A 772-nucleotide genomic window follows, 5' to 3' on the forward strand; every position below is an offset into this window, starting at 1 on the left:
AGCCAGTACCAGCTGCCGGTGCAGGTGGTGGAGGGTCCGGAGCAGGCGGATGCGGTGCTGAGCGTGCGCGGCCAGCTGGGGCGCGATCCGGAGCTGCGCCGCCAGGCCCGCGACCTCGGCCTGCCGATCCTGGTGATCAAATCCGACACCCCCCACCAGCTGCAGCGGGCCATGGAGCGCCTGCTGGAGCGGCGCCGGGGGGCAGGCGGGGCGGATGGGGAGGAACCGGCCGCACCGGCCCGCCTCGACGATGCCCATGCGGCCCTGGAGGAATGCCGGCTGGCGGTGGAGCAGGTGGTGCTCCCCGAGGGCCGGCCGGTGGAGCTGCTGCCCCGCAGCGAGGCGGTGCGGGCGCTGCAGGCCGAGCTGGTCCACCACTACCGGCTGCGCAGTGCCGTCTTCGGGCGCGGCCTGCAGCAGCGGCTGCGGGTGTTTCCCGCCTGAAGGGGCCTGCCGCCGGGGTGGACGCCGGCGAGTTGACGAAGGACCAGCCGCTGTGGGTAACTAGCAAGGCGCCGGTTTCGCACCGACGCCTGCCCCACCCCATGGGCTGGATTGGGCCGTCGCCAAGTGGTAAGGCATCGGGTTTTGGTCCCGACATTCCTAGGTTCGAATCCTAGCGGCCCAGTTTTTTCTCCCCTGACCACCGGTGCCTGAACGCCCGCTGCTGGTGTTCGATTTCGACGGCGTGCTGGTGGACGGCATGGTCGAGTACTGGTGGTCGGCCCGGCGGGCGGCCCTGGCCCTGCTGCCCGCCGAGGCCGCCGCCGGC

The 772-nt window shown here is 72.4% G+C and carries 1 tRNA gene and 2 pseudogenes; all 3 read left to right on the plus strand.

The window, feature by feature from the left end:
- Positions 1-444 (plus strand): annotated as a pseudogene (locus tag VB737_RS07410) (AAA family ATPase); the annotation flags it as partial.
- A 112-nt stretch (positions 445-556) separates the two neighbouring features.
- Positions 557-628 (plus strand) — tRNA-Gln (locus tag VB737_RS07415).
- 21 nt (positions 629-649) lie between these two features.
- Positions 650-772, plus strand: a pseudogene (locus VB737_RS07420) (HAD family hydrolase); the annotation flags it as partial.

It is taken from the genome of Synechococcus sp. BA-120 BA3 (assembly GCF_034931285.1).
Lineage (GTDB): Bacteria > Cyanobacteriota > Cyanobacteriia > PCC-6307 > Cyanobiaceae > Cyanobium.